Origin of the sequence: Vibrio sp. L85, assembly GCF_963871815.1 — a bacterium.
GTDB lineage: Bacteria > Pseudomonadota > Gammaproteobacteria > Enterobacterales > Vibrionaceae > Vibrio > Vibrio harveyi.
This window is the reverse complement of sequence record NZ_CAWMYL010000006.1, coordinates 1-388: the sequence shown is the minus strand read 5'-3', so window position 1 is coordinate 388 and position 388 is coordinate 1. Positions and strand designations below refer to the sequence as shown.

General features: G+C 52.3%; 1 pseudogene. It reads right to left on the bottom strand.

Annotation, left to right across the window (positions count from 1 at the left end):
• Window positions 1-388: pseudogene (locus AACR11_RS01070) on the bottom strand (hypothetical protein); the annotation flags it as partial.

The window sequence follows — 388 nt, the reverse complement described above, 5'->3', positions numbered from 1 at the left end:
CCAATCGGCATCCACACCCGAGTTCACCGCGCCCAACCACCAAACGCTGGATTGGTTGGTTACGGTTTTTGGCACTTCCTGACCACGCTGAAAGATGGTGTGAACAACATGACCAAACTGACGCCCACCACGCAAAAGCTCACCCGTTTTCCCTTCCAACTTTCCAGAGGTCTCCGCACAGCTGGCTAACTCTTCAATCACCACATGTAACTTAGGTTTACGTCCATCCCCAAGCGCCCAAGCAATTGCGCTGAAGGTTTCCAACTCCGACATGCATGCCCCTTTTGGCGGAACATAGGCAAGCTTGAACGAACATCCAGTACGACGACCATGCACCGCCGCTTTAATGAATTTAGCGGGGTCAGAAAAACCATGGCACATTTGACCG